This is a genomic window from Janthinobacterium sp. Mn2066 (assembly GCF_049319705.1).
Lineage (GTDB): Bacteria > Pseudomonadota > Gammaproteobacteria > Burkholderiales > Burkholderiaceae_D > Janthinobacterium.
On the sequence record NZ_JBMOUF010000004.1, the window covers coordinates 200,650 to 224,718 of the forward strand.

The following is a 24,069-nucleotide window of genomic DNA, read 5'->3' on the forward strand; positions in this document are numbered from 1 at the left end:
TATGCTTTTCTTACACCTTCAGGATGCGCTCGCCGCGGCCGATGCCCGAGCCGCCCGTGCGGACGGTTTCCAGGATGGCGGCGCGGTCGATGGAATCGATGAAGGCGTCGAGCTTGACCTTGTTGCCGGTCAACTCAATCGTATACGTTTTTTCGGTGACGTCGATGATGCGGCCACGGAAGATATCGGCGGTGCGCTTCATTTCCTCGCGCTCCTTGCCCACGGCCCGTACCTTGATCAGCATCAACTCACGTTCGATGTGCTGGCCCTCGGTCAAATCCACCACTTTGACTACCTCGATCAGGCGGTTCAAGTGCTTGGTGATTTGCTCGATGATGTCGTCGGAACCGCTGGTGACGATGGTCATGCGCGACAGGGTAGCATCTTCGGTCGGCGCTACAGTCAATGTTTCGATGTTGTAGCCGCGTGCCGAGAACAGGCCCACCACGCGCGACAGGGCGCCCGCTTCGTTTTCCAGCAAGACAGAAATAATATGGCGCATGATTACAGGTCCTCCGATCCGAGCATCATTTCGGACAGGCCTTTGCCGGCTTTCACCATGGGCCACACGTTTTCGGACTGGTCCGTAATAAAGTTCATGAACACCAGCCTGTCTTTCAAGCCAAACGCTTCTTTCAGGGCGCCGTCGACGTCGCCCGGTTTTTCAATCTTCATGCCCACGTGGCCATACGCTTCGGCCAGCTTTTCAAAGTCGGGCAGCGAATCCATGTAGGACTCGGAATAACGCGAACCGTAATCGATCTCTTGCCATTGGCGCACCATGCCCAGGAAACGATTGTTGAGCATGATGATCTTCGGCGTCAGGTGATACTGCTTGCACGTGGCAAGCTCCTGGATACACATCTGGATCGAGCCTTCGCCCGTGATGCAGGCGACGGTGGCGTCCGGATTGGCCATCTGCACGCCCATGGCGTACGGCAAGCCGACCCCCATGGTGCCCAGGCCACCGGAATTGATCCAGCGGCGCGGCTTGTCGAAACGATAATATTGCGCGGCCCACATCTGGTGCTGGCCCACGTCGGAGGTGATGAAAGCGTCGCCCTTGGTGATCTGGAACACTTTTTCCACCACCGATTGCGGCTTGATGACCAGGTCCGAGCTTGGATATTTCAGGCAATCGCGGCCGCGCCATTCGGCGATCTGTTTCCACCAGTTCGATAGCGCATTGACATTCGGCTTGGCTTCCGCCGCGTCCAGTTGTGCCAGGAATTCGATCAGCACATCCTTGACGTTGCCAACGATGGGAATATCGACTTTTACGCGCTTGGAAATCGACGATGGATCGATGTCCACGTGAATGATCTTGCGCGGGTGCGAGGCGAAATGTTTCGGGTTGCCGATCACGCGGTCGTCGAAACGGGCGCCGATGGCGATCAGCACGTCGCAGTTCTGCATCGCCATGTTCGCTTCATAGGTGCCGTGCATGCCGGGCATGCCGACAAACTGCTCGCTCGACGCGCGGTAGGCGCCCAGTCCCATCAAAGTGTTGGTGCACGGGAAACCCAGGCGGTCCACCAGCTTGTTCAGTTCGGGGGCTGCATTCGCCAGTATCACGCCGCCGCCCGTGTAGATCATCGGGCGCTCTGCCTGCAGCAGCAATTGCACGGCCTTGCGGATCTGGCCCGAATGGCCTTTGTCGACCGGACGGTAAGAGCGCATTTCGACTTCCTTCGGATAGTCGAAATGGCATTTATGCATGCTGATATCTTTCGGAATATCGACCAGCACGGGACCGGGACGGCCCGTCTTGGCAATAAAGAAAGCTTTCTTGATGGTCGCCGCCAGGTCCTTGACATCCTTCACGAGGAAGTTGTGCTTGACCACCGGGCGCGTGATGCCGACCGTGTCGCATTCCTGGAAGGCATCCTGGCCAATCGCGTGGCTGGGCACCTGGCCGGAAATGACCACCATCGGGATCGAATCCATGTACGCGGTCGACAAGCCCGTGACGGCATTCGTCACGCCGGGGCCGGAAGTCACGATGGCGACGCCAACCTTGTTCGAGCTGCGCGAATAGGCATCGGCAGCGTGCACGGCGGCCTGCTCGTGGCGTACCAGGATATGCTGGAATTTATTTTGCTGAAAGATGGCGTCGTAGATGTAGAGTACGGCTCCGCCCGGATATCCAAAGACGTGCTCGACGCCCTCTTCAGCCAGACAGCGCACGACAATTTCTGCGCCGGTAATCGGTATTGTTGCTTCGGTATTCATGAAACATTCCTTTCAAGGTCCATTGGAGATTGATCGGATGTTCTTTCCTGACGAAGTACGCCGTGCGCGACAGTGCTCCTGCTTCCCTTTTCATGCGGTCACGACATTTCTTTGGGCACCCATAGATACCTTACAAAACAACGCTTAACGCAACTCGTTTGGCCGGAGTTTCTGTGGCGCCTGTGCGAACCTCTCGCGCTTGTGGCGCGGGTTAGAACAAACTGCCTACAAATGAAAGCGCGTCTGGCCGCGGCTGGCGTTGTGTGCCGGGTGCGACCTGACCATGGGGCTTTGGGGTATTCAAAGCGTCCCATACGTTATCGCGTCGCACCATTACGGTCAAGGAAAATGTCATTAGCTTTTACATTTTGCGCACTTCATATGGAAAAATCATGCGGAAACGCACATTTTTTGCTAGCATGCGCTCAGTTTACAAAAAGCATACCCGCCTTCCCTTCAGCCCACAGCACACGCAGCCGCTAGCTCGCCCCATACCGCATGGCAACAGACAAAGAATTATCCGACTTTCTAGAAAATGTCGAGCGGCGCGCTTTCAAGCAGGCCGCCTACGCGGTCCGCAAGGAAGAGTCAGCACTCGATATCGTGCAGGACGCCATGATCAAGCTGGCCGAAAAGTACGGCGACAAACCCGCCGCCGAACTGCCCATGCTGTTTCAGCGCATACTGCAGAACACCATCCTCGATTATTTCCGCCGCGAAAAGGTGCGCAACACCTGGGTCAGCCTGTTTTCAGGCATGAAACCGGCCGGCGACGAGCATGAAGATTTTGAATTACTTGATACTTACGAAGCAGAACAGGGGTCCAGCGCCGCAGAATCTTCGGCCGATCAGGTCGAACGCGCACAGATACTCGATTTGATCGATGCAGAGGTACAAAAACTGCCCGCGCGTCAACGCGAAGCGTTCCTCATGCGTTATTGGCAGGACATGGATGTGGCTGAAACAGCGGAAGCGATGGGTTGCTCCGAAGGCAGCGTGAAAACACATTGCTCAAGAGCTACGCACACGCTCGCCGAATCGCTGAAAGCCAAGGGAATAAAACTATGAATACCGACGATCTCAATTTCGCTTACAAAGTGCGCCACGCACTAAACGAAAAACTCGACGACCTGCCCGCATCGACCACCGATCGCCTGGCATTGGCACGCAAAGCAGCCTTATCGCGCAAGAAGGCAGACGCCCCCGCCAAGGTGCTGGCACGCCAGAACGTGCTGGCCGGCATCGCCACCCATTTCTTTGCAGAACCGATGGCCTGGCTGACGCGCATGAGCGTGATCATCCCGCTGCTGCTGCTGGTAGCTGGCCTGACGGGCATTTATCAGTTTGAACAGGAACAGCGCGTGGCCGAACTGGCTGAACTCGACGCGGCCGTGCTGTCGGACGAACTGCCCCTGTCCGCCTACATGGACCATGGCTTCAATGCCTACCTGACGAAACGCGAGCAATAAGCATGGCCGGTAACAGCGTACGCAAAGGCTTGCTGGCCGCCGGCATCGGCGTGGGCGCCTGCGCCCTGGCCGGTGTCGCCTGGTTCAGCAACCACTCTTCGGCGCCGCCAGCGGCGCCGGCAGCTAGCACCGCCTCGGCGGCCGCTTCCGCCACGGCGCCTGCCAGCACTGGCAAGCCCGGCGTGCCGCGCACGGCCGGCAAGGGCGGCACGGCAAAATCCACCGACAATCCCCTGTGGGTCAATCTGTCGCATCCGCAACAGGAAGCGCTGGCGCCGCTGGCCGGCGAATGGAACAAGCTGTCGGCATTGCGCAAGCAGAAATGGCTGGACATCGCCAACCGCTTTGCCTCCATGAAACCCGACGAGCAGGCGCGCGTGCATGAACGCATGCGCGAGTGGATCAAGCTGACTCCTGAGCAACGCCGCATGGTGCGTGAAAACTATGCACGCGCCAAACGCATCGATCCCGGTGAAAAAACCCTGCAATGGGAGCAATACCAGCAGTTGCCGGAAGAGCAAAAGAAAAAACTGGCGGCCGAACCCGTGCCGAAAAAACCGGCCAACAAATTGCTGCCGGTTCATCCTGGCGTGATCATGACACCTGCCGCGCCAGTCATGAACGCCATTGGCGCGCCAGTGGCAGCGCCGCTGGTCCCGGCTGCTGCACCGGCTCCTGCGCCCGCACCGGCAGCCGCCGTGCCGCTGGCCGATCCGGCTGCCGCCGCGCCCGTCGCGCCTCCCCCTGCTACGCCTACGCCACCGCCCACCAATGCCAAATAGCACACCAGCCGCCAGCAGCAACGCCATCCCCACGATCAAGCGCCGCCTGATTTCCATGGTGTACGAGTCGCTGCTGGCACTGGCCGTGCTGTTCCTGCCCTTTTTACTGTTTGAGCTGGCCGTGCAAGGCGCCCATACGCCCTTGACCGAACATATGCGCCAATGCCTGGCTTTCCTCGTCATGGGCGCCTATTTCATCCATCAATGGAGCCGCGAAGGCCAGACCCTGGCCATGAAGACCTGGCGCCTGAAGGTGGTGCTGCCGGGCCATGCCCACGTGCCGCTGCGCATCGCCGCCTACCGCTACATCCTGGCATGGATGTGGCTGCTGCCCGCGCTGCTGGTGTCGTATGTGCTGGACTTGCAGCACTGGGCAGCCTTGTCGGCCCTGGGTATCGGCATCCTGGCCTGGTCGGCCACGGCCCTGTTCACAGGCAATGGCCAATTCCTGCATGACAAGATTTTGGGTACGCAGATCGTGCAACTGCCCGCGCCCGTCAAGAAGTCCAGGAAAGCAGCTGCCTGAGTAGAAGTTTTAACAGGACTTGATCTGCATCATTGAAGTACCGGGTAGACGTGGGCGATCATGATGTCACCATGTCTATCTCTCCCCTGCCCCATAGCGACCTCCACGAAACGCGCCTGGATGTCTGCACCGAAGACGAAGTCGTTCAACTGGTCCACACTTTTTATGCGGCCGCGCGCGACGACGCCATGCTGGGTCCCGTGTTTGCCGCCGAGGTCAAGGATTGGGACGCCCATCTGGCGACCCTGGTCGATTTCTGGTCTGGCTTGCTGCGCGGCACCATGCGCTACCACGGCAAGCCACTGGCGCAGCATGCGCGCATGGACAATCTCACGCCCTGTTTGTTTCGCCGCTGGCTGACCCTGTTCTTTGCCACCACTGAGGGCATGGGCAACCTGGCGCTGCAGGAAAAAGCCGACGCCATCGCCCTGCGCATTGCCGAACGGCTATGGAAAAGCTTTGCCGAGCGGCATATGCAGGCGCCCCTTTAGAAACGCTCGAAGCCCAGCAGATAACGCCATTGGCCGACAGGCATGGCGCCCATCGGGATGCGGCCGATGCGCAGGCGCTTGATGGCCACCACGTCCAGGCCCACCATGCGGCACATATGGGCGATCTGGCCCGGCTGCACGTTTTTCAGGGCGAAGCGCAGGCGCGTTTCGTTTTGCCAGCTGACCTTGATCGGTGGCAAAGGTTTGCCATTGAAAGGCAGGCCGTGATTGAGCAAGGCCAGGCCGTTGTCGGCAATCTGGCCCGCCACTTCCACGATGAATTCCTGCTCCACCGTTTTCGCTTCATCGACCAGCTTGCGGGCGACGCGGAAATCCTGCGTGAACACCACCAGGCCGGAACCCATGGTGTCGAGCGGATTGGTGATCGTCAGGCCGATCAGGTGGCGCTTGAGGAAACGCTGTACGGCGCTGGCCGGCACGTTCTCAGGCATAAACAAAGCTTCCGGCTGTAAACATGCCAGCGCAGGCTTGCCATCCTTGCCGATGCCCGCATTGAAACCGGCCGGCTTGTGCAGCAGGATGGTGACTGGCGGCATTTCTTCCAGGGTGGCGTTGGGCAGCAGCAGCACTTCCTGCTTGTCGGACACGCGCGCACCCGCCTCCTCGACCAGCTCACCATCGACCGTGACCCAGCCGCCCTCGATATACAGCTCGGCCTCACGGCGCGAACAGGGCAAGTCTTCAGCCAGGCGCTTGGCCAGGCGAACGGTGGGCATATCAATTGGTGTGGTCATGGGGATGCGCAAAAGCTAAGGGAGGAGAAAGCCGGTATTGTAACCGACCCGCTCCTCCCTACTTGTTGCTGATTGTCGGCTTACGCTGCGCTAAGCCGACCTACCCGACTTTGGGGTCAGGCGTTTGCCTTGGCCAATTCCTCGGCAAAGAAACGGTGGCCCATCTCTTCCAGGCCCAGCGTCTGCAAGACTTCCTGCAGGCGCTCGGTCGGACGCTGGCGCGGCAGATTCTTGTAGCTGGCGATGATCAGCTCATTCTTCATCGAATGCTCCCAGCCCACCAGTTCCGTCACGCTGACCTGGTAGCCATGGGCTTCCAGCTGCAAACAGCGCAGCACGTTGGTGATCTGGCTGCCGAACTCGCGCGTGTGCAGCGGGTGGCGCCACAGTTCCGTCAAGACGTTCTTGCCCAGGCTCTTGCCTTTGTTCTTTTTCAGCACGGACGCGACTTCTGCCTGGCAGCACGGCACCAGCACCATGAATTTCGCCTTTTTCTTCAAGGCAAAATGGATGGCGTCATCGGTAGCGGTGTTGCACGCATGCAAGGCCGTGACGATATCGATCTGCTTGGGCAGCAAGTTCGATTCCGTCGATTCGGCCACCGACAGCGGCAGGAAGGACATGCCGGGGAACTTGAATTTCTGCGCCAGCTCTTGCGAGCGCTGCACCAGCTCTTCGCGCGTCTCGATGCCGTAGATATGCGAGCCATCATTGCCGTTCTTGAAGAACAGGTCGTACAGGATGAAACCGAGATAGGACTTGCCGGCGCCATGATCCACCAGGGAAACACCGGGATGATCCTGCTGTATTTCGCGCAGCAGCGGCTCGATGAACTGCGTCAGGTGATACACCTGTTTCAGCTTGCGGCGACTGTCCTGGTTCATCTTGCCATCGCGCGTCAGGATATGCAACTCCTGCAGCAATGCAATCGACTGGCCATCCTTGATCTCGGGCATGTTGCTGGCGGCCGTGATGACGTCCTTCGGTGCAGCGACCACGTTAGCGGCGGGCGCCGCGCCCTTAGCGCGCTTCATCGATCCACGCCATCTGGATGGCTTCCAGCACTTTTTCGCCGCCGCGCGTATGGTCGTCGTCGAAGCCGTCCAGTTCCACCACCCAGTTATGCAGGTCGGTGAAACGCACGGTCAAGGGATCGATATCCGGGTGCGCATCGTACAGGGCCTCGGCAATCGCCGTGATGTCGGACCATTTCATCGTCGTGGCCATATTAGTGGCTGCCTTCACTGACCTGGTTGATCGTGTATTTCGGGATTTCGACGACGAGGTCTTCCTCGGCGACGATCGACTGGCAGGACAGGCGCGATACGGCTTCCAGGCCCCAGGCCTTGTCCAGCATGTCTTCTTCCAGTTCCGTCGCTTCGTTCAGGGAAGCAATGCCTTCGCGCACCAGCACGTGGCAAGTGGTGCAAGCGCATGATTTTTCGCAAGCGTGCTCGATGTCGATGTCGTTTTCCAGCAGGATGTCGCAGATGGACTTGCCGGCTGGCGCCTCGATCACGGCGCCGTCCGGGCACAGTTTGGCGTGAGGCAGGATAACGATTTGTGGCATGGTGTCTTCTTTCAGTCTGTCATTCGGAGCGCGCCGGCATGGGCTGGCGCACTGCACTCTTCAATTATTGGGCTACCTGGTCCAGCGATTTGCCCGTCAGGGCGCTGCGCACGCTGCGGTCCATGCGGCGCGAGGCGAATTCTTCGGTGCCGTCGGCCAGCGCTTCGATCACGCGCTTCAAGACCTGGTGATCGACGGCGCCGCTTTGCGAGTCGCTTATCGCCTGGCGCACCTGGGCCATCAAGCCATCGACAGCGGCGCGTTCGGCCACGTCGAGCAAGGCGCCGTCTTCGTCCAGCGCCGATTGCGTGGCCAGCAGGATGCGCTCCGCTTCCACCTGCTCTTCGCGCAAGGCACGCGCCACCATGTCGACGTCGGCCGAGGTGTAGGAATCCTGCAGCATGCGCGCGATCTCGTCGTCTTCCAGGCCATACGCCGGCTTGACGCTGATCGACGCTTCCACGCCCGAGCGCAATTCGCGCGCCGACACCGACAGCAAGCCGTCCGCATCGACCTGGTACGTGACGCGGATGCGCGCGGCGCCCGCCACCATCGGTGGAATGCCGCGCAATTCAAAGCGCACCAGCGAACGGCAATCGCTGACCAGTTCGCGCTCGCCCTGCAGCACGTGCACGGCCAGCGCCGTCTGGCCATCCTTGAAGGTCGTGAATTCCTGGGCGCGGGCGCACGGAATCGTCGAATTGCGGGGAATGATTTTTTCCACCAGGCCGCCCATGGTCTCGATGCCCAGGGACAGCGGGATCACGTCCAGCAGCAACCAGTCATCGCCAGCCGCCCGGTTGCCCGCCAGCAAGTTCGCCTGGATGGCCGCGCCCAGCGCCACCACCTTATCGGGATCGATATTGGCGTGCGGGGTGGTATGGAAATATTCGCTGACAGCGCGCTGCACATGCGGCATGCGCGTGGCGCCGCCCACCATTACCACGCCATCGACGTCGTCTGCGTCGACATTGGCGTCGCGCAAGGCTTTCTTGATGGCGCTCATGGTTTTGACCACCAGGTGCGCCGTCATGGCGGCGAATTCCTCGGCCGTGATGCGCAAATGGATTTCCTCGCCCGAATTCAGCTTGGCGTCGATGGTGGTTTCCGACTTGGTCGACAGCAATTCCTTGATTTCGCGCGCCTTGACCAGCAGGATCGCCGTATCTTCATCGGACAGCGGCGCCAGCTTGGCGTGTTCGCTGATCCAGCAGAACAGGCGGCGGTCGAAATCGTCGCCGCCCAGGGCCGAGTCGCCGCCGGTGGACAAGACTTCAAACACGCCCTTGCTCAGCTTCAGGATCGAAATATCAAACGTGCCGCCGCCGAGGTCGTACACGGCGTACACGCCTTCGGAGGCGTTATCGAGGCCATAAGCGATGGCGGCGGCAGTCGGCTCGCTCAACAGGCGCAGCACGTTCAGGCCGGCCAGCTGGGCCGCATCCTTGGTGGCCTGGCGTTGCGCATCGTCAAAATAGGCGGGCACGGTGATCACGGCGCCGACCAGGTCGTCGCCCAGCGAATCTTCCGCGCGCTGGCGCAGGGTGGCCAGGATTTGCGCCGACACTTCGACCGGGCTTTTCACGCCGGCCACGGTTTTCAGCTGCACCATGCCAGGCGTATCCTGGAAATCGTAGGGCAGGTTTTCCGCGTAGGCGATGTCGGCCAGGCCACGTCCCATGAAACGCTTGACGGAAACGATGGTGTTCTTCGGGTCGGTGGTTTGCGCGGCCAGGGCCTTGTAGCCGATGTTGGCGTGGCCGTTCGGCAGATAGCGCACCACGGACGGCAGCAGGGAGCGGCCGTCTTCATCGTTGAGCACTTCAGGAATGCTGTTGCGGACGGTCGCAACCAGGGAATTGGTGGTGCCAAGGTCGATGCCGACGGCCAGGCGGTGCTGGTGCGGCGCGGTCGACATGCCTGGTTCGGAGATTTGCAGAAGTGCCATTGTATTCGTGCCTCGATAAATTTTTTGCGTGATACTGCGCTTGCCATGTACATCACGCCTTTGAAACGGTAGCGCGCATTATAAGGCGCGGGTGAAACTCACGCTTCAGGCTTCGATGGCCTCGAAGGCAAACCTGACTTCTTCGCCGAACTTGTCGAGGAACATCAGGGCGCGCACGCTTTGCGCCGCATTCACATAGTCGGCCGCGTCGAGCTGGGCGCCCACCTGGGCCAGCAGGGTCTTGCGTTCCCCGCGCAACTGGCGGTCCAGGGCGTCGAGCGCGTCGGCGTCCTTGCCGGCCCGCGCATCGCCCAGTTCCTCGCGCCATTCCATCTGCTGCATCAGGAAGCTGACCGGCATGGCCGTGTTCGACTCCGTCTGCAAATCGACGCCATGGAGCTCGCACAGGTATTGCGCGCGCTTTTGCGGGCTTTTCAGGGTTTGATACGCTTCATTGGCGCGCGTCGCCCACTGCATGGCGACACGTTTTTCCGCACTGCTGGCATTGATGAAGCGGTCCGGATGTACCTTGCCCTGTACGTCGCGGTAAGCGGCGTCGAGCGCGCCCAGGTCCAGCGCAAACTGCGCCGGCAACTGGAATAATTCAAAGTGGTTTTGCATAATGGTCAGTGGTCGCTGTGCCTCAATCGATGAGTACAGCGGCACCGACCGGGGTCCTGCTTGCGTCTTAGATGCGGAAACTCTCGCCGCAGCCGCAGGCATCTTTTTCATTCGGATTGTGGAACTTGAAGCCTTCGTTCAAGCCTTCGCGCGCGAAATCGAGTTCCGTGCCGTCGATATACGGCAGGCTTTTCGGATCGACGAACACTTTGACGCCGTGCGATTCGAAGACGCTGTCCTCTTCCGCCACTTCATCGACATATTCGAGCTTGTAGGCCAGGCCCGAGCAACCGGTAGTGCGCACGCCGAAGCGCAAGCCCATGCCCTTGCCGCGCCGTTCGATATAACGGTTGATGTGTTTCGCCGCTTTTTCGGTCAGTGTAATCATGTAGTTCTCCGCGCCTGCCCGGCCTCACGGCCGGGACAGGATGCAAACTTAGGCCGCTGCCGGATGGCGGGTCTTGTAATCCAGTACGGCTGCCTTGATGGCGTCTTCCGCCAGGATCGAGCAGTGGATCTTCACTGGCGGCAGCGCCAGTTCTTCCGCGATCTGCGTATTCTTGATCGCCAGCGCCTGGTCCAGGGTCTTGCCCTTGACCCATTCGGTCACCAGCGAGCTCGACGCGATAGCCGAACCGCAGCCATAGGTCTTGAATTTCGCATCTTCGATCAGGCCATCGGCGCCAACCTTGATCTGCAGTTTCATCACGTCGCCGCAGGCAGGCGCGCCGACCATGCCGGTGCCGATGGTTTCATCACCCTTGTCGAAAGCACCCACGTTGCGCGGGTTTTCGTAGTGATCGAGTACTTTGTCCGAGTAAGCCATTTTGATGCTCCTTAAATATTCTTGCAGGCCCCATTAACAAGGGCAAATTAGTAAAGTGCCTGAAAAACCGTAGCGAGCGGCAGTGATTTGTGGCCGAGAAGCGCAACTGTGCTAGAGCACAGTGAGCATCGCAGGCCGCAAAGCGCGACGCGCAGTAGGTTTTGCAGGTACTTTTAGTGCGCGGCCCATTGGATCGAGTTTATGTCAATGCCGTCCTTGAACATATCCCACAGCGGCGACAGTTCGCGCAGTTTGTGTACTTTCGATTTCAGCAGGTTCACGGCGAAGTCGATGTCTTCTTCGGTCGAGAAGCGGCCGATGGTGAAACGGATCGAGCTGTGCGCCAGTTCGTCGCTACGGCCCAGGGCGCGCAGCACGTACGATGGTTCCAGGCTGGCCGAGGTGCAGGCCGAACCGGACGACACGGCGATATCCTTGATCGCCATGATCAGCGACTCGCCTTCGACATAGTTGAAGCTGACGTTCAGGTTGTGCGGCACGCGGTGATCCATGTCGCCGTTGATATAGGTTTCTTCGATTTCCTGCAAACCCTTGGCCAGGCGGTCGCGCAAAGCCTTGATGCGGCTGATTTCGCTATCCATTTCTTCCTTGGCGATGCGGAAGGCTTCGCCCATGCCGACGATCTGGTGCGTCGGCAAGGTACCCGAACGCAGGCCGCGCTCATGGCCGCCACCGTGCATTTGCGCTTCCAGGCGCACGCGCGGCTTGCGGCAGACGTACAGCGCGCCCACGCCTTTCGGGCCGTAGGTTTTGTGCGCGGTAAAGGTCATCAGGTCGACCTTGGTCTTTTGCAGGTCGATCACGATCTTGCCGGTCGCCTGGGCAGCGTCGCAATGGAAGATGATGCCTTTCGAACGGCAGAAGGCGCCGATCTCGTCGATCGGCTGGATCACGCCGATTTCATTGTTCACCAGCATCACGGAAACCAGGATGGTGTCCGGACGCACGGCGGCAGCCAGTTGCTCGACCGTGATCAAGCCATTGTCTTGCGGTTCCAGGTAGGTTGCTTCAAAGCCGATGCGTTCCAGTTCGCGCACCGTGTCCAGCACCGATTTGTGTTCGGTCTTGACGGTGATGATGTGCTTGCCCTTGGTTTTGTAGAATTGCGCCGCGCCCTTGATGGCCAGGTTGTTGCTTTCGGTAGCGCCCGACGTCCAGATGATTTCACGCGGATCGGCATTGACCAGCGCCGCCACGTGGCCGCGCGCCTCTTCCACGGCTTTTTCCGCGGTCCAGCCATACATATGGCTGCGCGATGCCGGATTGCCGAACTGCTCGCGCAGGTAAGGAATCATTTTGTCGGCGACGCGGGGATCGATCGGCGTGGTAGCCGAGTAATCCATGTAGATCGGGAAATGCGGCGCCGTTTCAAAGTGCACCTGGCCTACGTTTTTTTCTGGGGCGTTCATCAATAACTCCTGCAATCTAGCAACTGGTATCTGTTTTAACCGAGGGCGGCGTGGTTACGGTGCATCACCATCACGCTTTGCTCGGCATTCTTTTGTCTCTGCTGGTCGACCAGGTCCTGCAAGGACACAGAATCCAGATAATCGACCATTTTTTCGTTGAGGGTGGACCACAGCTCATGCGTCATGCAGCGCGCACCGGTGGCCGCGTCAGCGCCGTGGCAATGTTCCTTGCCGCCGCACTGGGTAGCATCGAGCGGCTCGTCGACAGCGATGATGATGTCAGCCACCGTCACCTTGTCGGCGCGGCGCGCCAGGCTATAACCGCCGCCCGGGCCACGGATCGACTCGACGATCTCATGGCGGCGCAGCTTGCCGAACAGCTGTTCCAGATAGGACAGGGAAATCGACTGGCGCTGGCTGATGCCGGACAAGGTGACCGGTCCCTTGCCCTGGCGCAGGGCAAGATCGATCATCGCTGTCACGGCAAAACGACCTTTTGTAGTCAGACGCATACATCCTCGGCTCAACTGGTTTAAAATATTGCGGTTTTTCAACTTTCAACCAGTCTTCGCTTTCGCGATCCTAAAGACCGAGTAGTTGAATGAATTAGTCAAGTATAACAAATTCGGCGGGGTTTGTCAGAGAGCCCCTCGATGACCACAAGGCTGGCAAGGGCTTAGCAGGCCGCGCAGACGGCAGCGGCCTCAGGAAAACAAGATTCGGGGAATGGCAAGTGCCCTCAGGCGCGTAGCGCCGAACGCACCCGCATCAATTCAAAACCCAGCAAGTTCAAGCCATCCCAGCTCGATGGATCGGCAATCCTCGGATTGTCCGACGCCAGGCCCACGCCCCAGATGCGGTCGACGGGGCTGGCTTCGACGATGATGCGTTCCCCGGTGCCCAGCAAGAACTTGCGCAGGGCCGGCTTTTGTGAAAACTTGGCAAAGTTGCCATCGTAGACGATGCCGGTGCGCGCCTCGGCCCATACCCTGGCGTCGAAATTGGCCACTTCGCGCCCCAGCTTTTTCACTTCCGATGGCCGCTCGGCCGCCACGATGCGCGCCTGCACGGCCGTGTCGCCGAACAGGGCCGCCTTTTGCGCCATCATGTAATGCTCGGCGGTGGCGTAGGTGACGCCTGCCAGGGTGAAGGGCGAAGGAAACCATTGGCTGAAGCAACTTTTATCGGCCAATTGCGGCTGGGCCGGCGTATGGCCCCAGAAATACAGGTAATCGGGCACGCCGCCCGCCGCCAGCCAGGCTTTCAGTTCTTCAACATTACGAATTTGCATAATCCTCGGACTTCCGTAGCAACTGCATGGGGCCAAACAGCGCCTGCATGTCGCTATTGTCAATAAAAGACAGATTATACGGATGTTCGGCCGCGATCTGCGGCAGGCGGGCCGCCACCGGCAAGCGCCTGACTTGCTCGGCAATCTTGCCCCACAACACTAACTGCGGCGGCGCCACGCCTTCCTGGCCTGCCAGCGCTTCCAGCACCACTTGCAGGAAAGGCAGCCAGCCGCGCGCATCCTGCACGGGGGGCACGTGGGAACGGAACACCAGGGCCGCGTTAAGCAGCAAGAACCCCTGCTGCGTCAGCTTGTGCTGCAGGTCGGGCAAGGTCTGTATCATCGCGCTGCCGGGCAATAGCGCGGCGGCCGCCACGGGTGCCATTGCCGCGCCGGACGTTTCCCCGGTTTTCAATTGACCGTCCGCCACCAGCAGCATCTTCATGAAGTTGCGCAGCGAGGTGGCGCGGTTGACCGGTTTCGACAAGCCCGTCGCCGACCACAGGCTGCCGACGGCGCCATCCATGAAACACACGCCGGTGGCGCTTTCGGCGCGCGGATACGGCCCCTCGCCCACCAATACCTGGCGCACCTGGTCCAGCGGCAAGGCAAATGCGGCAAACAGCCGGCCCTGCGTGGGCAGGTAATCATCGACGGCCAGCGCCGGCAGGTAGGCGGGGTCGGCAGCCATCACGGCGTGCAAGCCCCGCAGCAAGGTGGGACGCCAGGAAACATGGGCCAGGGCCAGCGCATCGGTGATGCTGGCAGGAACAATTTGAACAGCGGAAAAAACGGTCATGGTGCTCGCGCTAGCGCGGTAGTTGGGCAGGCGCGGATTGTAGCGCACCATGCGACCGTTTTTTACTCTCTATTCAGCGTCGGGCTGTTGCGACGGGTGCGCGGCGGCAAAGGCTGGCAAGCTGTTGCAATGGGCAACGATGCGCACCACATGCGGATACGGCGCCATGTCGATCTCGAAGCGCTCGGCGTTGTACGCCAGCGGCACCAGGCAGCAATCGGCAATCGTCGCCGCATTGCCATGGCAAAATAAGCCATCGCCACCCTCCCGCGCCAGCAGCGCCTCCACGCTGGCCAGCCCCTCCCGCATCCAGTGGCGATACCATTCCAGCTTGACCTCTTCGGACAAGCCCAGCTCATGCTTGATATATTTCAGCACGCGCAGATTGGTCAAAGGATGGGTATCACCCGCAATCAGCATGGCCAGCGCCCGCACCGTGGCGCGCCCCAGCGCATCGGATGGCAGCAACGATGGGCCAGCCTGCGTTTCATCGAGGTATTCCATGATCGCCAGCGACTGCGTCAGGATCACGCCGCCATCATCGAGCGAGGGCACCAGCGCCGCAGGATTGATAGTGCGGTAGGCGGGCAACAATTGCTCACCGCCGCTGCGCAGCAGATGCACGGGGATGCTGTCGTAGGCGATGCCTTTCAGGTTCAGGGCGATGCGCAAACGATACGAGGCCGAACTGCGGAAATACGTGTACAGCTTCATGGCAGCCTCCTGTCAGTTGCGGCCAGCGTACGGGGTCACGGTTTGCTCGATACAACCGAAGATGCTGGCGCCCGCGCGGTCGCGCATTTCGATGCGCACCGTATCGCCGAATTGCAAAAAGCCCGTTTTCGGCGCGCCGTGCTCGATGGTTTCATACATGCGCACTTCGGCCAGGCAGCAATACCCCACGCCGCCGTGGGCGATGCTGGAACCGAACAATCCCCCCTGCTTGTTCGACACCGTGCCCGAACCGATGATGGTGCCGGCCGCCAGTTCACGCGTTTTGGCGGCATGGGCGACCAGTTGCGCAAAATTGAAGGTCATGTCCTCGCCCGCATTCGGCTTGCCGAACGGTTGCCAATTCAAATCCACCAGCAGCGGCAGGTGCAGCTTGCTGTCGATCCAGTCGGCGCCCAGCTCGTCGGGCGTGACGGCCACCGGAGAAAACGCGCTGGCCGGCTTGGACTGGAAGAAGCCGAAACCCTTGGCCAGTTCACCGGGAATCAGATTGCGCAAGGAAACATCATTGACCAGCATCAACAGGCGAATGGACTGGGCCGCCGTGGCCACGTCCGCGCCCATGGCCACGTCGCCCGTGATCACGGCCACTTCCGCTTCCAGGTCGATGCCCCACTCTTCCGACAAGGCAAAGATCGGATCGCGCGGGCCGACAAAACTGTCCGAGCCGCCCTGGTACATCAGCGGGTCCGTATAGAACGAAGCGGGCACTTCCGCATTGCGCGCCTTGCGCACCAGTTCCACGTGGTTGATATACGCCGAACCATCGGCCCACTGGTAGGCGCGCGGCAACGGCGCGTGGCACAGGCTGGCGTCAAACGGCTGGGTGTCAAGCGCCTGGCCCGCGTTCAAGGCTGCGTAGACTTGCTCCAGCTTGGGCGCGATGCTTTCCCAGTCGTCGAGGGCCGCTTGCAGGGTCGGCGCGATGGCCGCGACACTGAGGTAGCGAGACAAGTCGCGGCTGACGACGACCAGGGCGCCGTCGCGGCGGCCGTTTTTCAGGGTAGCGAGTTTCATGCAATTCCTTGTTTTTTCAATGACACTTTATGTTTGCTCATGCATCCACGCCGCATGCTTGGGGGCGCGGCGCGTTTGCGACCATTCTTCCAGCATTTCCCATTTGACGGCGTCCAGCTTGGCCAGCATCTCGGGCGTGCCCACATTGGCCGCCAGTTCCAGGCGGTGGCCGTTGGGATCGAAGAAATAAATCGACTGGAAAATGGTGTGATTGACGGGGCCCAGCACGTCGATGCCGGCCGCTACCAGGCGTTCCTTGGCGGCCAGCAACTCTTCCATGCTGCCCACTTCCAGCGCCAGGTGCTGCACCCAGGCGGGCGTGTTGCGGTCGCGGTCCATGGCAGGCTGGGTCGGCAATTCAAAGAAGGCCAGCACATTGCCGTGGCCCGCATCGAGGAAAACGTGCATATACGGGTCTGGCGCCTTGGTCGATGGCACACGGTCTTCGGCAATTGCCAGCACGAAGTTCATGTTCAGGTGCTTGACGTACCACTCGACGGTTTGTTTGGCATCGATGCAACGGTAAGCCACGTGATGGATTTGCTTGATATTCATGCCTGTCTCCGATTCTGCAGTTCTGTTTTCCCAGCATTAGAATCCAGTTCAAACTATCATACAAACAATTTTTATCCATACATTTATCGGATTTCCTGATGAGTCCCAGTTTACGCCAGATGCGCGCCCTCGTGGCGCTGGCCAAGACCGGCAGCTTTACGCTGGCGGCCGATTACCTGCACGTCACGCAGTCCGCCCTGAGCGGCTTGATCAAGGAACTGGAAAGCGTGCTGGGCCTGCGCGTGGTCGAACGCAGCACGCGCAAGGTGCAGTTGTCCGACCTCGGCCGCGAACTGTATCCGCTGTTTGAAAAGATGATCGTCGACCTCGATGGCGCCATGGCTGGCATCGCCCAGCGCAAGGCCTTGAAGACAGGGTTGGTGCGCATTGCCGCACCGCAAATGATGTCTTGCACCCTGCTGCCTGAAGTGATCGCCGCCTATCGCGAGCTGCATCCCGAGGTGCAGCTGCGGCTGGTGGATTGCCCTGTGGAAAACGTGTCGGGCCGCGTCTTCAGCGGCGAAGTCGATCTCGGCATCGGCCCCGAGCGCGATGCAACGGCAGAAATTTCCGCCCAAGTGCTGTTTGAAATGCCCTTCGTGCTGGTGTTCCCAGAGCTACACCCGCTGCAGCATAAGGAAAGGGTGACGTGGGCCGACCTGAAGGACTATCCCTTTATTTCACTGCAAGGCCAGTTCACGGAAAGATTACTGCGCGATATGCATGGCGCCTTGCGCGACCTGTCGCTGAACCCGTACAACGAAGTTACCTTCATGACGACGGCGCTGGCCATGGTTAGCGCCGGGCTGGGCGTGACCGTCTGCCTGCCGTATGCGGAAGCCATGGTAAAACTATACAAGTTGCAGATGCGCGCCCTGCACGAACCGGACCTGACGCGCCGCTTTTTCGTCTATACCAGGACGGGGCGCTCGCTGTCGCCCGCCGCCGAGAGTTTTATTGCTTTCCTGTTCCAGTTTGTGGAAACGCATGAGTGGAATCTCAGCGATGAGCGAACAAGGGCAGTGGCAGGGACAGGGGCAGAGCAAAAACTTGCCGGCCTTCTATAATTACCCATCCACGACTCCAGCCATACGCCCAAGCACCATGACCCAGCCAGCCGCCCTGTCCGATATCGACGCCGCCACCATCGCCATCAACCAGCGCATGAACAAGTTCGACGGCCATGCGCAAGTCTGGCTGTTCGGCTATGGTTCCTTGATCTACAAGGCTGATTTCCCCTACATAGCACGCCGCCCCGCCAGCATCACAGGCTGGACCCGGCGTTTCTGGCAAGGTTCCCACGATCACCGTGGCACGCCGATGGCGCCGGGCCGGGTGGCTACCATCGTGCCGCAGGCAGGCGCCATCTGCGACGGCATGGCGTACCTGATCACGCCTGAAGTGTTTGCCCACCTCGATCACCGCGAAAAGAACGGCTATCTGCGCCTGTCCACCGTCATCAGCTTTGACGACGGCAGCAGCACCGAAGGCCTGGTGTATATCGCCAATGAAGAAAACGCGGCCTTTCTGGGCGCAGCTTCCGAACTGGACATCGCCCGCCAGATCGCCCGCGCGGCCGGACCCAGCGGCCCGAACAGCGAATACCTGCTGCACCTGGCCCACGCCTTGCGCGAGCTGGGCAAGACTGACCCGCATGTGTTTGCCATCGAACGGCACCTGGCGCAATTATCCCATCCTGGCACAGCGGGCTGAACGGCAACACTACACGTGTTCAGGCTGGCGGCAGCGTGCGCACCACCACGCGATTGCGTCCCGCATCCTTGGCGCCATACAGCGCGGCGTCGGCCAGGCGCAGCAGAGTATCAGCGCTGGCGGCGCCCGGCGCCGGCTGGACCGCAACGCCGATGCTGATGGTGACCTTGCCCGCGGGCGCGCCGGCATGCACGATGCCCAGTTCCTCGATTGCGCCACGCAACGCCGTGCCGATCTGCAAGGCATCCCGCGCATCGGTGTCGGGCAGCACGATGGAAAACTCTTCGCCGCCGTAACGGGCCACCAGGTCACCGGCGCGCCGCATGCCATCGCGCAGCGCGTGCGCAACGCGGATCAGGCATGCGTCGCCAGCCTGATGCCCGTAGTGGTCGTTGTATCGCTTGAAATGATCGACATCGAGCATGACCAGCGAGAGCGGCTGCCCCGCGCGCGCCGATCGCGCCTGCTCGCGCCGCAGCACCTCGTCGAAATGGCGCCGGTTCGCCAGGCCCGTCAGGCCATCCGTCATCGACAGGGCCGCCAGCCTGCGGTTGGCGTCCTCCAGCTGCGCCGTACGCTCGGCAACGCGCCGTTCGAGGTTGTCGTGCAGCCTGGCGCTGGCGATCGAGATCATGGCCTGGGCGCCCAGCATGCGCAGGAAGGTCACGCGCTCCTGCGTAAACGGCGCATCGGCCAGCCGGTTCTCGAAGTAGAGGATGCCGTCAATCTGGCCGCCGTGCCGGATTGGCAGGCACATCACGGCCCGCGCATGGTGCTGCAGGTAAGGGTCGGCGGCAAAGCGCGACAGGCCCGTGACGCTGTCCTCGATCACTTCGGCGCCCGTGCGCACCAGGTAGCGCAGCAGCGACAGCGGGAACTGCGGATCGCTGGCCGCATCGAGGTCGACCCGGCGCGATTGCAGCACGGTGACGGTCTCGCCGTCGGTCTCGGCCTCCACATGGTAGGCGCCATCGGCCAGCAGGAGCAGGCGCGCCACCTGGGCGCCGGCGTTTTCGCAGACGATGGCAATCAGGCGCGCCAGCACGTTGCGCAGGCCCGTTTCATTCGACAGGATGGTGGCCGCCTTCATCAGCGACACCATGTCGAGCGCCGCGCTGCCATCCATCCGCACGCTGGCGTGCGCCGACGCCCTGGACGGCGGCGCAGCGTGGCGCGCGCGCAGCTGCGCCACCTTGCCCTGCGCGCCCCACTGCTCGTAATAGGCAATCGCGTCGCCGATGAACACGGCCGCCACGCGCGGCTGCTGCTGTTCCAGCCAGTATTGGCCGCACAACTCATTGCCCAGCGCCTGCAGATTCACGTAGCCGGCCAGGCCGGCCGCATCGACCGCCTGCTGGTAGTAACGCGTAGCCGCCTGCAGTTCGCTGCGGTAGCGCGCCATCTCCGCCTGCACCAGCAGGTGCCTGGCGACACTGTGGTCCGAACCTTGCACGGCCCAGGCGGCAAGGCTGCCGTGCAGCGCGTCGATTTTCTCCAGCAGAGCAACGGCGTCGGCGCGCCCGCGGTCGCGCCGCACGGCGCGGATCCAGACCAGCGCGGCATAGAAACTCGACTCGACCACCTTGGCCTGGCCGCGCATGATGCCGGTGACCAGGGGCAGCTGCGCGGCCAGCTGCTCGGCGTCGGCAGTATCGAACAGGTAAGCATCGCGTATCTTCCCTTGCAGGAAATAGGCACGGTACAGCTGCGAATGGCCATACTGCTGCAGAAAGCCGGCCTCGCTGAACGATGCATCGTCGTAGCTGCCGCGCTGCGGCAACAGTCCCATCAGGGATTTGATCGGCGCCACGGCGCCGGCGACGCAGCAGTCGGCCATGGCCTGCTGGCCATTGGCCCGCATCAGCGCCATGTCCTGCTCGATATCGAGCAGCAGCTGCGGCAAATGGTCGCCCAGGATCAGCCGCTCGGTCGCGCGCACCGCCGCCACCAGGCCGACCTGGACAAAATCGCCGATTTCCAGCGCCCAGCCCATGGCCTCCTGGTACAGGGCGTCGGAGTGGCGCAGCGGCTGCGTCCAGTGGCTGGTCAGCGCGGCAAACATCAGGCCCGCCTGCGTGCGCGCCTGCAGATTGCTGCGGCGCCTGGCCAGCAGCAGCGCCATCGCGCCCACGGCATGGCCGCGCGCCGCATCGCCTTCATACAGCGCAACCATCAAGGCATAACCGACATAGGCAATGGCGCTGAAATCGCTGCTGCCGCCCTGCATGGACATACGCGTCATCGACACCACCATCAGGGCGCTGAGATCCTGCTGGCCCGCGTAGTAGCTGGACATCCACAGGCCATGCATCATCTGCATGGCCGCCAGGGCGGCGGCATCGGTCATGTCGCCGGCCGCCAGCAGGACGGCGGGTTCACGGGCGCCCGGCAAGCGCCCGAGCCCGGCACGCAGTTCGTCGAAGCGTGCTTTCAGCTGCGCCACCTCGTGCGGAATGTCCATGCCCAGTTGCGCCAGCGCTGCGCGCTGCACGGCGATGGCGTCCGGCAGGCGTCCCTGCAATTGATACTGGTGCGCCTGGATGGCGATGCAGCGCACCTGCTCCAGCGGCGTGCGGACGCGGGCGCGCACCAGGCCGTAGATCGCTTCGGCGGCATCGAACTGGCCGCACAGGTAGCTCGCCTCGGCCGCGCCGAGCTGCAGGTCGAGCCACAGCCCGGCCGCGCTGCGCCAGGCATCGTCCGGCAGCAGTTCGAGCCCGGTGCGCATGTGGACCAGCGTGGCCTGGAAGGCCGCGCAGCGCCGCGCCTTTTCGCCCGCCTGCAGGTTCAGTGCGGCCAGCTGCAGGCGCTCGCCCGCGTCGCCGAGCAGCGCGCGGCCGGCATTGAGCTGCTCGACGATGTCGAACAGCCTGCCGTCGCGCTCCTGCCCGCCTGTTTGCGCCAGCAGCAGACGGCCCAGCAGCAAATGGCTGGCCGCCCGCGCCTGCTCGTCTGCCGCCAGGTAGGCGGCCTGCTGCACCCGGTCGTGCAGGAAACGATAGCCGCTGTCCCGGTCTCCGGCGCCGTTGCCAGGCATGCCGTCGCGCCTGGCCAGCGGCTGGATCAGGCCGGCGGCCAGCGCCGGCGCCAGGTCTTGCAGCGCATGGTCCGGCGGGCGATCCATGGCCAGCGCCAGCGTGCCGAGCGTAAAGCAGTTGCCGCTCGACGCCGCCAGTTGCAGCAGCTGCTGAGTGGCCGTGGGCAGGCGGCGGATTCTTTCCAGCAGCGCCTCGACCAGGTTGTCGGTATACCTGGCCTGCTCGATCGCCGCCAAGTCCCAGTCCCAGCAATCGTCCGCTGCCCGGTAGCGCAGATGGCCGTCATCGTTGAGCCCGGCGAGAAACTGCCTGAGGAAAAAGGGGTTGCCGGCCGTCTTCTGGTAGCAGATGCGGGTCAGCTCGGCGCAGTCGGCCACGGCCATGCGCACGGTGGCCGCCACCACCTGCCCCACCTGCGGCTCGGTCAGCTCGCGCAGCGCCAGCGTCGTCACGCGCGCGCCGCGGCCAAGCAATTTGTTGCGCAGCGCGGCCAGCGGATGCGCGTCGCCAACCTCGTGGTCGCGGTAGGCGCCGATCAGCAGCAGGCCACTGCCGTTGCACGCATCGCCGGAAGCGCACGAGAGCATCAGCAGTTCGAGCATCCGCAGTGTCGCGCCATCGGCCCATTGCAGATCGTCGAGAAACAGCACCAGCGGCTGTCCGGATGCGACAAATACCTGGACGAAACGGGGAAACAGGCGGTCCAGGCGCAACTGCGCCTGGACCGGCGTGGCTGCCGGCGCCGGCTCGGTGGCGCCCACGATCAGCGCCAGCTCGGGTATCAGTTCGACCATGGCGCCCAAGCCGCTGCCCAGGGCCTCGCGCAGCTTGCCATCCCATAGTCGCAGCATTTCCGCGCTTTGCCCCAGCAGTTGGTGCATCAGGGCCTGGAAGGCTTGCACCAGCGCCGCATACGGTATTTCGCGCTGCAACTGGTCAATTTTTCCGGACAAAAAATAAGCGCGCCGGGCGATAACCGGCTGTTGCACCTCGCGCACCAGCGCCGATTTGCCGATGCCTGAATTGCCGGCCACCAGCAGCATTTCGCAGGCACCGGCCGCGCTGCGATCAAATGCCGCCAGCAGGCTGGCAACGGCATCGTCGCGGCCGCGCAGGGTCGACGGCACGACGAAGCGCCCGTCGTGCGCGGACAGTGCGCGGCGCCCGACAGGCATGGGGCTGCGGCAGGCGGCCAGGTCTGCACGCAAGCCTTGCAGGCTCTGGTAGCGCTGCGCGGGATTTTTTTCCAGCAGGCGCTGGATAATCGGCAGCAATTGACCTGGCAGGTCGGCCAGCGCCGGATGCGACCAGTCCGGGCTGCGCGCCAGGTGGCAATGCACGAGCTCCATTTCGTCGTCCGCCTCGAACGGCGCCTGCCCGGCCAGCAATGCATAGAAGGTGGCGCCGAGCGCATAAAAATCGGCGCGGTAATCGACCCGACGGTTCATGCGCCCCGTTTGTTCCGGCGCCATATAGCGCAGCGTGCCTTCCAGCGGGTAGCCACCGGCAGCGTCCTGCCTGTCAGGCGGCGGTTCGCAGGCGACGCCGAAATCGATCAGTTGCAGCAGGCGCCGCCCGCCATGCCAGACCAGGTTCGACGGGTTGATGTCCCTGTGGATCAGGCCCTGCCGGTGCACCGCTTCCAGCGCGTCGCACAGCTGCAGCGCAATGTCGAAAAAATCATCGAGGTCCAGCGCCGGTTGCCCCGGTCCGGTGCGCGCAACCAGGCCCTCGCGCACGAGCTGGTCGAGCGCCCGGCCGCCGCTGTCTTGCAGGATCATGGTCCAGCGTCCGTCATGGCGCTGCAGCGCCAGCGCCTGCACCACGCCAGGATGGCTGCAACGGCGCGCCATGGCGTACTCGCGCTGAAAGCTGGCTACCTGTTGAAACGAAAGAAACTGCTGCGTGGGCACCTTGACGATCAACGCGGCCCCATCGCTGCCCCTGGCGCGCCAGACCAGCGAACGGGCACCGCTGTGCAGCTGTTCAGTGACCTGGTAGTCGAAAAGAGAGCTCATGGGCTGAGTGCGGTGCGCTGATGATGATCCGGGGCTGCGGGTTGCGATGTCGTTGTGACGCGATTCAATCAGCGCGCTACGTAAGCCTGCGATGCGAACGGCACGCGACTGGGATAGGCTATAAGTAAAAGTATTATATCAGTAGTCATCGAAACTATTGTGTCCGTGATCATTGCTGATAGCAATGAGCCGCCCTGCCAGACGGGACCACCTTCCTGGCACGACACCGTCATCCTATTCATCATCGAGCGATCTA

General features: G+C 61.8%; 25 protein-coding genes. 7 read left to right on the forward strand and 18 right to left on the reverse strand.

All coding sequences use genetic code 11. The features are described from left to right. Positions 1-10: 10 nt before the first annotated feature. Together ilvN and ACL9RI_RS09415 are read right to left on the reverse strand one after the other, a co-directional pair. Complete coding sequence (gene ilvN, locus ACL9RI_RS09410; protein ID WP_038493839.1) at positions 11-502, reverse strand: acetolactate synthase small subunit; 492 nt, start codon at positions 500-502, stop codon at positions 11-13. Between the two features lie 2 nt (positions 503-504). Further along, a complete protein-coding gene (locus ACL9RI_RS09415) occupies positions 505-2,232 on the reverse strand; it encodes an acetolactate synthase 3 catalytic subunit (RefSeq protein WP_422726310.1) in 1,728 nt (575 codons plus the stop codon). Positions 2,233-2,730: 498 nt separating this feature from the next. On the opposite strand from ACL9RI_RS09415, the gene ACL9RI_RS09420 reads away from it, so the two are divergent. The 5 genes from ACL9RI_RS09420 to ACL9RI_RS09440 all read left to right on the forward strand — a co-directional run bounded on the left by ACL9RI_RS09420 (position 2,731) and on the right by ACL9RI_RS09440 (position 5,500). Next, complete coding sequence (locus ACL9RI_RS09420; RefSeq protein WP_183676059.1) at positions 2,731-3,300, forward strand: RNA polymerase sigma factor; 570 nt, start codon at positions 2,731-2,733, stop codon at positions 3,298-3,300. Further along, positions 3,297-3,701: a DUF3619 family protein gene (locus tag ACL9RI_RS09425; RefSeq protein ID WP_422726311.1), complete on the forward strand. Its 405-nt coding sequence runs from the start codon at positions 3,297-3,299 to the stop codon at positions 3,699-3,701. Before ACL9RI_RS09420 ends, ACL9RI_RS09425 begins: the two co-directional genes overlap by 4 nt. Before the next feature lie 2 nt (positions 3,702-3,703). Further along, positions 3,704-4,483: a DUF3106 domain-containing protein gene (locus ACL9RI_RS09430; protein WP_422726312.1), complete on the forward strand. Its 780-nt coding sequence runs from the start codon at positions 3,704-3,706 to the stop codon at positions 4,481-4,483. Beyond that, positions 4,473-5,009: an RDD family protein gene (locus ACL9RI_RS09435; protein ID WP_422726313.1), complete on the forward strand. Its 537-nt coding sequence runs from the start codon at positions 4,473-4,475 to the stop codon at positions 5,007-5,009. Before ACL9RI_RS09430 ends, ACL9RI_RS09435 begins: the two co-directional genes overlap by 11 nt. A gap of 71 nt (positions 5,010-5,080) precedes the next feature. Then, positions 5,081-5,500: a group III truncated hemoglobin gene (locus ACL9RI_RS09440; protein ID WP_422726314.1), complete on the forward strand. Its 420-nt coding sequence runs from the start codon at positions 5,081-5,083 to the stop codon at positions 5,498-5,500. On the opposite strand, the gene ACL9RI_RS09445 is transcribed toward ACL9RI_RS09440, so the two are convergent. From ACL9RI_RS09445 to ACL9RI_RS09515, 15 genes are all read right to left on the reverse strand, one after another. Next, a complete protein-coding gene (locus tag ACL9RI_RS09445; protein ID WP_422726315.1) occupies positions 5,497-6,255 on the reverse strand; it encodes an rRNA pseudouridine synthase in 759 nt (252 codons plus the stop codon). The genes ACL9RI_RS09440 and ACL9RI_RS09445 overlap by 4 nt on opposite strands. A 116-nt stretch (positions 6,256-6,371) precedes the next feature. After that, positions 6,372-7,289, reverse strand: coding sequence for a class I SAM-dependent methyltransferase (locus tag ACL9RI_RS09450; RefSeq protein WP_422726316.1), 918 nt, complete (start codon positions 7,287-7,289; stop codon positions 6,372-6,374). Next, positions 7,276-7,470: a Fe-S cluster assembly protein IscX gene (gene iscX / locus ACL9RI_RS09455; RefSeq protein WP_422726317.1), complete on the reverse strand. Its 195-nt coding sequence runs from the start codon at positions 7,468-7,470 to the stop codon at positions 7,276-7,278. Before iscX ends, ACL9RI_RS09450 begins: the two co-directional genes overlap by 14 nt. A gap of 13 nt (positions 7,471-7,483) precedes the next feature. Beyond that, positions 7,484-7,825 carry an ISC system 2Fe-2S type ferredoxin gene (gene fdx, locus ACL9RI_RS09460; RefSeq protein WP_183676053.1) on the reverse strand — a complete coding sequence of 114 codons (342 nt, stop codon included), beginning with the start codon at positions 7,823-7,825 and terminating at the stop codon, positions 7,484-7,486. A gap of 64 nt (positions 7,826-7,889) precedes the next feature. Then, on the reverse strand, positions 7,890-9,773 hold the full coding sequence (gene hscA / locus ACL9RI_RS09465; RefSeq protein WP_422726318.1) for a Fe-S protein assembly chaperone HscA: 1,884 nt from the start codon (positions 9,771-9,773) through the stop codon (positions 7,890-7,892). A 105-nt stretch (positions 9,774-9,878) separates the two neighbouring features. After that, positions 9,879-10,394, reverse strand: coding sequence for a Fe-S protein assembly co-chaperone HscB (gene hscB, locus ACL9RI_RS09470; RefSeq protein ID WP_422726319.1), 516 nt, complete (start codon positions 10,392-10,394; stop codon positions 9,879-9,881). Between the two features lie 67 nt (positions 10,395-10,461). Further along, positions 10,462-10,782: an iron-sulfur cluster assembly protein IscA gene (gene iscA, locus ACL9RI_RS09475; protein ID WP_183676050.1), complete on the reverse strand. Its 321-nt coding sequence runs from the start codon at positions 10,780-10,782 to the stop codon at positions 10,462-10,464. 48 nt (positions 10,783-10,830) lie between these two features. Next, positions 10,831-11,220 carry a Fe-S cluster assembly scaffold IscU gene (iscU, locus tag ACL9RI_RS09480; protein WP_102122353.1) on the reverse strand — a complete coding sequence of 130 codons (390 nt, stop codon included), beginning with the start codon at positions 11,218-11,220 and terminating at the stop codon, positions 10,831-10,833. Between the two features lie 173 nt (positions 11,221-11,393). Then, a complete protein-coding gene (locus ACL9RI_RS09485; RefSeq protein WP_422726320.1) occupies positions 11,394-12,650 on the reverse strand; it encodes an IscS subfamily cysteine desulfurase in 1,257 nt (418 codons plus the stop codon). 35 nt (positions 12,651-12,685) lie between these two features. After that, positions 12,686-13,162: a Fe-S cluster assembly transcriptional regulator IscR gene (iscR, locus tag ACL9RI_RS09490; RefSeq protein WP_065310626.1), complete on the reverse strand. Its 477-nt coding sequence runs from the start codon at positions 13,160-13,162 to the stop codon at positions 12,686-12,688. A 227-nt stretch (positions 13,163-13,389) separates the two neighbouring features. After that, entirely contained in the window at positions 13,390-13,941 is a 552-nt protein-coding gene (locus ACL9RI_RS09495; protein WP_422726321.1) for an NADAR family protein, read from the reverse strand. Continuing rightward, positions 13,928-14,740: a uracil-DNA glycosylase gene (locus ACL9RI_RS09500; RefSeq protein WP_422726322.1), complete on the reverse strand. Its 813-nt coding sequence runs from the start codon at positions 14,738-14,740 to the stop codon at positions 13,928-13,930. Before ACL9RI_RS09500 ends, ACL9RI_RS09495 begins: the two co-directional genes overlap by 14 nt. Positions 14,741-14,809: 69 nt before the next feature. After that, positions 14,810-15,454, reverse strand: coding sequence for a maleylacetoacetate isomerase (gene maiA, locus ACL9RI_RS09505; RefSeq protein WP_422726323.1), 645 nt, complete (start codon positions 15,452-15,454; stop codon positions 14,810-14,812). A 12-nt stretch (positions 15,455-15,466) separates the two neighbouring features. After that, a complete protein-coding gene (locus tag ACL9RI_RS09510; protein ID WP_422726324.1) occupies positions 15,467-16,489 on the reverse strand; it encodes a fumarylacetoacetate hydrolase family protein in 1,023 nt (340 codons plus the stop codon). Between the two features lie 27 nt (positions 16,490-16,516). Then, positions 16,517-17,044: a VOC family protein gene (locus tag ACL9RI_RS09515; protein ID WP_422726325.1), complete on the reverse strand. Its 528-nt coding sequence runs from the start codon at positions 17,042-17,044 to the stop codon at positions 16,517-16,519. A gap of 98 nt (positions 17,045-17,142) precedes the next feature. Here ACL9RI_RS09515 and ACL9RI_RS09520 point away from each other — a divergent pair, with 98 nt between their 5' ends. Both ACL9RI_RS09520 and ACL9RI_RS09525 read left to right on the forward strand, forming a co-directional pair. Continuing rightward, positions 17,143-18,111: a LysR family transcriptional regulator gene (locus tag ACL9RI_RS09520; protein ID WP_422726326.1), complete on the forward strand. Its 969-nt coding sequence runs from the start codon at positions 17,143-17,145 to the stop codon at positions 18,109-18,111. 64 nt (positions 18,112-18,175) lie between these two features. Beyond that, positions 18,176-18,757 carry a gamma-glutamylcyclotransferase gene (locus tag ACL9RI_RS09525; RefSeq protein WP_422726524.1) on the forward strand — a complete coding sequence of 194 codons (582 nt, stop codon included), beginning with the start codon at positions 18,176-18,178 and terminating at the stop codon, positions 18,755-18,757. Positions 18,758-18,776: 19 nt separating this feature from the next. Here the strand turns inward: ACL9RI_RS09525 and ACL9RI_RS09530 are convergent, their stop codons facing one another. Then, complete coding sequence (locus ACL9RI_RS09530) at positions 18,777-23,813, reverse strand: diguanylate cyclase (protein ID WP_422726327.1); 5,037 nt, start codon at positions 23,811-23,813, stop codon at positions 18,777-18,779. Positions 23,814-24,069: the final 256 nt, after the last annotated feature.

Excerpts from the sequence above, each read along its gene's own strand:
- ACL9RI_RS09440 (WP_422726314.1), top strand. The coding sequence starts at position 5,081 with ATGTCTATCTCTCCCCTGCCCCATAGCGACCTCCACGAAACGCGCCTG.
- iscA (WP_183676050.1), bottom strand. The coding sequence starts at position 10,782 with ATGATTACACTGACCGAAAAAGCGGCGAAACACATCAACCGTTATATC.
- ACL9RI_RS09515 (WP_422726325.1), bottom strand. The coding sequence starts at position 17,044 with ATGAATATCAAGCAAATCCATCACGTGGCTTACCGTTGCATCGATGCC.
- ACL9RI_RS09520 (WP_422726326.1), top strand. The coding sequence starts at position 17,143 with ATGAGTCCCAGTTTACGCCAGATGCGCGCCCTCGTGGCGCTGGCCAAG.
- ACL9RI_RS09445 (WP_422726315.1), bottom strand. The coding sequence starts at position 6,255 with ATGACCACACCAATTGATATGCCCACCGTTCGCCTGGCCAAGCGCCTG.
- iscU (WP_102122353.1), bottom strand. The coding sequence starts at position 11,220 with ATGGCTTACTCGGACAAAGTACTCGATCACTACGAAAACCCGCGCAAC.
- ACL9RI_RS09425 (WP_422726311.1), top strand. The coding sequence starts at position 3,297 with ATGAATACCGACGATCTCAATTTCGCTTACAAAGTGCGCCACGCACTA.
- hscB (WP_422726319.1), bottom strand. The coding sequence starts at position 10,394 with ATGCAAAACCACTTTGAATTATTCCAGTTGCCGGCGCAGTTTGCGCTG.
- hscA (WP_422726318.1), bottom strand. The coding sequence starts at position 9,773 with ATGGCACTTCTGCAAATCTCCGAACCAGGCATGTCGACCGCGCCGCAC.
- ACL9RI_RS09430 (WP_422726312.1), top strand. The coding sequence starts at position 3,704 with ATGGCCGGTAACAGCGTACGCAAAGGCTTGCTGGCCGCCGGCATCGGC.
- ACL9RI_RS09510 (WP_422726324.1), bottom strand. The coding sequence starts at position 16,489 with ATGAAACTCGCTACCCTGAAAAACGGCCGCCGCGACGGCGCCCTGGTC.
- ACL9RI_RS09530 (WP_422726327.1), bottom strand. The coding sequence starts at position 23,813 with ATGAGCTCTCTTTTCGACTACCAGGTCACTGAACAGCTGCACAGCGGT.
- fdx (WP_183676053.1), bottom strand. The coding sequence starts at position 7,825 with ATGCCACAAATCGTTATCCTGCCTCACGCCAAACTGTGCCCGGACGGC.
- ACL9RI_RS09420 (WP_183676059.1), top strand. The coding sequence starts at position 2,731 with ATGGCAACAGACAAAGAATTATCCGACTTTCTAGAAAATGTCGAGCGG.
- ACL9RI_RS09495 (WP_422726321.1), bottom strand. The coding sequence starts at position 13,941 with ATGCAAATTCGTAATGTTGAAGAACTGAAAGCCTGGCTGGCGGCGGGC.
- ACL9RI_RS09500 (WP_422726322.1), bottom strand. The coding sequence starts at position 14,740 with ATGACCGTTTTTTCCGCTGTTCAAATTGTTCCTGCCAGCATCACCGAT.
- ilvN (WP_038493839.1), bottom strand. The coding sequence starts at position 502 with ATGCGCCATATTATTTCTGTCTTGCTGGAAAACGAAGCGGGCGCCCTG.
- ACL9RI_RS09450 (WP_422726316.1), bottom strand. The coding sequence starts at position 7,289 with ATGAAGCGCGCTAAGGGCGCGGCGCCCGCCGCTAACGTGGTCGCTGCA.
- ACL9RI_RS09415 (WP_422726310.1), bottom strand. The coding sequence starts at position 2,232 with ATGAATACCGAAGCAACAATACCGATTACCGGCGCAGAAATTGTCGTG.
- iscR (WP_065310626.1), bottom strand. The coding sequence starts at position 13,162 with ATGCGTCTGACTACAAAAGGTCGTTTTGCCGTGACAGCGATGATCGAT.
- ACL9RI_RS09485 (WP_422726320.1), bottom strand. The coding sequence starts at position 12,650 with ATGAACGCCCCAGAAAAAAACGTAGGCCAGGTGCACTTTGAAACGGCG.
- iscX (WP_422726317.1), bottom strand. The coding sequence starts at position 7,470 with ATGAAATGGTCCGACATCACGGCGATTGCCGAGGCCCTGTACGATGCG.
- maiA (WP_422726323.1), bottom strand. The coding sequence starts at position 15,454 with ATGAAGCTGTACACGTATTTCCGCAGTTCGGCCTCGTATCGTTTGCGC.
- ACL9RI_RS09435 (WP_422726313.1), top strand. The coding sequence starts at position 4,473 with ATGCCAAATAGCACACCAGCCGCCAGCAGCAACGCCATCCCCACGATC.